At 47.1% G+C, this 4,751-nt stretch carries 4 protein-coding genes; all 4 read right to left on the bottom strand.

The genetic code is table 11. From position 1 onward, the window contains the following. A partial coding sequence (locus PHU49_14815; protein MDD5245278.1) for a tetratricopeptide repeat protein occupies positions 1–334 on the bottom strand: 334 nt, incomplete at its 3' end. A 143-nt stretch (positions 335–477) separates the two neighbouring features. Then, positions 478–2,400, bottom strand: coding sequence for a TRAP transporter permease (locus PHU49_14810; protein ID MDD5245277.1), 1,923 nt, complete (start codon positions 2,398–2,400; stop codon positions 478–480). Between the two features lie 37 nt (positions 2,401–2,437). Further along, a complete protein-coding gene (locus PHU49_14805) occupies positions 2,438–3,418 on the bottom strand; it encodes a TAXI family TRAP transporter solute-binding subunit (GenBank protein ID MDD5245276.1) in 981 nt (326 codons plus the stop codon). Between the two features lie 106 nt (positions 3,419–3,524). Further along, positions 3,525–4,751 (bottom strand): transglutaminase domain-containing protein (locus tag PHU49_14800; GenBank protein ID MDD5245275.1); only part of this gene is annotated, 1,227 nt, incomplete at its 5' end.

Here is a 4,751-nt window from a genome sequence, read left to right as displayed (position 1 = left end):
CCTCGGGGTCGTTCGGATTTAGCTGGAGAGCCTTCTGGAACATCTGCTTGGCGCTGCCGAATCTCTCCATCTTTTCATAGACGTACCCCAGATTGTTGTATGCCTCGATGCTATCCGGTTCCAGTTGCACTACCTTACTGAAATATTTCAATGCCTTTTCGTACTCATTTTTGTTGAGAAAGATAAAACCAAGGTTTACGTATGCGTCAGTGAACTGATCATCAAGCTGGATACTTTTTTTATACGCAGCAATTGACTTGTCTGATAATGGTTCGAGGAGATTAAGTTCATAGGCCTCGGTAAACCATTGTCTGGCAGTCTTCTTCGGTGCCATTTTATCTCCTTTTGTTCATACAAATTACGCTTTGATAAGCATCATGTTAGCAAAGAGAGTATTGTGTGTCAAGGGTAAAAGGGCCATATTGCACGCTGAAGAGATCAACAAAAATATATTGCTGTGGATAAAAGATCAACCCATCATGATGTCTGAGTATTTGTCTGCTTTTTTGAAAAAAAGCGACTCAAAAAATAGGTGAGCACTAAAATACAAACACCTGCTATATCCGTATAAATACCGGGCTTGATAAGCATTATTGCGCCCGCTATGAGCAGAACCCTTATGGGCAATCCTACAACCTTTCCCAAAAGCCACCCCTGCATGCCGCAGGCAAGGGCAAAGGTACCAAGGAGGGCTGTAACAGCCACAATTATAATGTCTGTCAGGCTGCCTATAAAGAGCATAGCGGGATTGAAAATAAACATATAGGGGGCTATAAAGGCTGCTATACCAAGCTTCATGGCCGTAAAACCTACCTTGTTCGGGGATGCCTTTGCTATGGCGGCGCCTGCGTAGGCCGCAAGCGCTACCGGAGGTGTGATGGCGGAGATGCAGGCGAAGTAGAAGACGAAAAGGTGTGCGGCTATGGGTATTGCCCCGAGCTTGATGAGACCTGTCGTGATGACAGCGGCGCATATTGCATAGGCAGCCGTTGTGGGCATCCCCATCCCGAGAACGATGGCCACGACCATTGACAGGAACAGAGCGAGCGGGAGTATGCCCTTCGAATACTCAAGGAGGATTGTGGCAAATTTAAGGCCGATCCCTGTCTGGGATATGATGCCGATGACGATCCCTGCTGCTGCGCATGTTCCCGCCATCTCGATGGCGCCCCTTGCCCCGTTCGCAAGGGAATCAATGACCTTCTTCAAGCCCATCCGGGTCTCTTTGCTGGTCCAGCTCACTGCAATACACGCTACTACGGCCATAGTACCGGCCTTAATGATAGAGGCCATTGCCACTGCTATGTAGTAAACGAGGATTGCCAAAGGGGCAAACATGTAGATTCTTTTCAAGGTTTCTTTTTTGTTGGGGATCTGATCCGGTGGAAGACCTTTAAGACCGGTCTTTGCGGCTTCAAAATCGACCATGAAATAGACGGCAAGGTAGTACATGGCCGCCGGCAATATTGCTGCCACGAGGACCTTCACGTAGGGTACCCCGAGGACCTCAGCCATGAGAAAGGCGCCCGCGCCCATCACGGGAGGCATTATCTGGCCCCCCGTTGACGCAACAGCCTCCACGGCTCCGGCGAAGTGTGGTTTGTAGCCCATGCTTTTCATCATGGGGATAGTGAAGCTTCCTGTGCCGACGACATTCGCGGCGGAGCTTCCTGACACAGTACCAAAAAGAGAGCTCGAAATAATGGCAACCTTGGCAGGACCTCCCCGCGCCCAGCCTACGATAGCGTTAGAGAACTGGATAAAGTAGGCGCCCACCCCGGAACTCCTGAGAAAGGCACCGAAGATCACAAATATATAGACGTAAGCAGCAGATACAAAGATGGGAAGGCCAAGGATCCCATCGAGACTGAAAAGGTAGGTGAAGATCCTTGGCCAGCTATAACCTCTGTGATAAAAAAGACCTGGGAGGGAACTACCGAAATGCCCATAGAGGATGAACGTGGTGGCGATGATAGAAAGGGCGAGTCCCGTGGTCCTTCTTGTCATTTCGAGGATCGCCACAATGAATATGAGAGAAATTATTGTGTCCCAGGTGGTGGGTACAACACCCACCCTGTAGATCCACTCATCAAAGTTGATTACCATGTAAACAAAAGGGACCATAATCATGAGGATCAGGATGTAATCGACGAAGTGTACCTTTTTGCTTGCGCCCTGCCAGCCGGGGTACAGGAGAAAACAAAGGGAGGCAAGGAAGACGATATGCATTCCCCTGAAAAACCATGGGTCTATCGGGCTTATAAGAAGGCAGTAGAGATGGAAGAGCGAGCAGACTGCACCAATCAGATAGATAGACCAGGATCCAAACTTTCCAAACTCCCGTGTCCGTATCAGGTCCGCATCCTTTATCTTGCCAAGGTCCAAACTCTTCTCTTTCATCTCGGTATCCTCGTCTTTTTCTGGTTTTCAGGTTCGGTTATTGTCCTTTCAATTCCTTGGGAATCTTGATGCCGATCTCTTCATAGTATTTTATTGCACCAGGATGGAGAGGGATCGGGGAATAAAGGATATTCTTTGGTTCCACTTCCTTTGCGGATTTATGAACGCTTACAAGGAGAGGTTTATTCTTGAATATCTCTTTTGTAAACTCATATACAAAATCAGCGGACATATCCTTATAGGTAACCATGAAGTTCCAGACTGTTAATGTTGTTATATCGCTTGGTGCGCTCTTATATGTGCCTTTTGGAATAACGCCCTTTGCGAAATCGGGATGCTTCTTGATGAACCTGTCGGCTATGTCGCCCTCAACGCCAATAACAACAATGTCATGGGTTGTTTCGTCGGCAGAGACAAGGCCCCACGGTAAGCCGACTGATTGGCCATTGGCGTCGAGGAGCCCATCCTTCAACTGATTGTCGAGGTCTGATGACGAGGCATTGACGATCCTTTTTGGTTTTACCCCTGCCTCGGCAATGATCATCGGCCAGTAGGTAGCCGGTGTTCCGCCCACAGGACCTGTGCCGATGGACTTGCCGCCAAAATCTTTAATGCTTTTAACACCGCTCTTTTTCAACGCGTACATCTGGAAGTATGTCGTATACATCGGGAAGATAGCACGGATATTCTGGTATTTTTTCCCCTTTGCCCAGCCGGCCCCGGTCCAGCCTTCATACGCAGGGGCGGCTGTAACCATGCCGAAATCAAGCTGTTTGACATTGACGAGCTGAACATTGTGAACGGGGCCGCCTGTCGATTCGACAGAGGCAGGAACGCCAAGTTTTTCTCCCAGTACTTTAGCAGGACCGCCAGCCCAGATGTAGTAAACGCCGCCAATAGGAGCGGCACCGATAGTAACACCCTTTGTTGGCCAGCCCTTTTTTTGTTGTGCATCCGATAAGGAAGCAACAGCGAAGATGAATATAACGGATACAAAGATAATAAATAGTTTTTTCATATAATACCCCCTTGATTGTAATTTTACTTCTTCTATTACACAGTCTTGTAAAATTATTGTCAACAAAAAACTCCATATTTTCTATAGACAGTGTAAATACAAAGGTTTACATGGATGTGAGTATGTCCCTGAGTCCCGAAATATGTTCACGGGTAAAGACCCTGTCGTGGAAGTATATCTCTTCGAAAGACCTCACAAAAGCCGAGGCCTGCTCCCGGAGCCTATCATCATCTATCTGTGATATGAACTCTTCAAGACCCTGGGATGTTTTCTTACGGTAACCATGTTTTTCCATCTTTTGCAGGAAGGCTGAGAGCAGCCTTTTCTCCTGAGGTTTTTTTGGTATGGTAAATAGCCGAATAATGAAGATCATTCCGGCAATCAACAGGGCGATGATAAGGTATTTCAAGAAGATATTTTTATTGAACTTAAACTTCAAAGACGGCTTCTTTATCCCTGTCCTGACCTTATGAAGGAACGAGATCTGTTTTTCAAGGTTGTAGTTGATGATAAAGGCATACCAGTAGTAGTTGACAGTATCCAGAAATACCCGCGCCTTTAGCAATGAATCTCCCTGCAGCGGAAAGGCGAAATTTTCAATAGATGCCGGCGTAGGGTCATACCGGAGCCAGCCTTTTTGAGGAGTAAACGCCTCCACCCAGACATGGGCGTTTTTTTGCGGTATCAGGTAGTATTGTCCAACGTCATTGTAGTATCCCCCCCTGTACCCGCCGATAACCCTCGAGGGTATCCCTGCGATACGGAGCATAATAGCCAAGGTCGACGCGAAATACTCGCAGTTGCCATACTTGCTCTCAAAAAGAAATGTCTCCAGCGGGTTTTTTGAGACAGGGAGGTTTTGCAGGGAATATTTAAACGCCCCGTCATGTAAAAACGCATAGAGAGAGCCTATCTTCTCAGACCTCTCTTTCCCGCGGGTTATTGAATTGACAAGATCGACTATCCTGGATGATACACTCTCGGGGACCTGCAGGTACCTCTCTTCGTCTATACTCTCATCTTCTATGGCATCTCCTATGATGGAAAGGACCTCGTATCTCATCCTCCTCTCTATGAATATTGACGAAGAGTAACTGAGATCATCGTATTTTTTCACATAGCGGGTAGATATAAAGACAGGTTTGTCGAGACCGAAGAGATAAATATTCTGGTAAGGCTCAAGGTATATCATCTGCCTGATCCGCTTACCCTCTATCCTTGTTTTTGCATTAGCGACAAAAAGACGTTTTTCAAAGCTTCTCCATGAGGTTCCGTCAAAGTAGTCAAGTGCAATGCCCCTCCAGTAGAGGATGTTTTCGTCAACCTTTTCCAT

This window comes from Syntrophorhabdaceae bacterium (assembly GCA_028713955.1).
GTDB lineage: Bacteria > Desulfobacterota > Syntrophorhabdia > Syntrophorhabdales > Syntrophorhabdaceae > UBA5609.
Note: the sequence above shows the minus strand (reverse complement) of the source record. Positions and strands in the feature narration are given on the sequence as shown.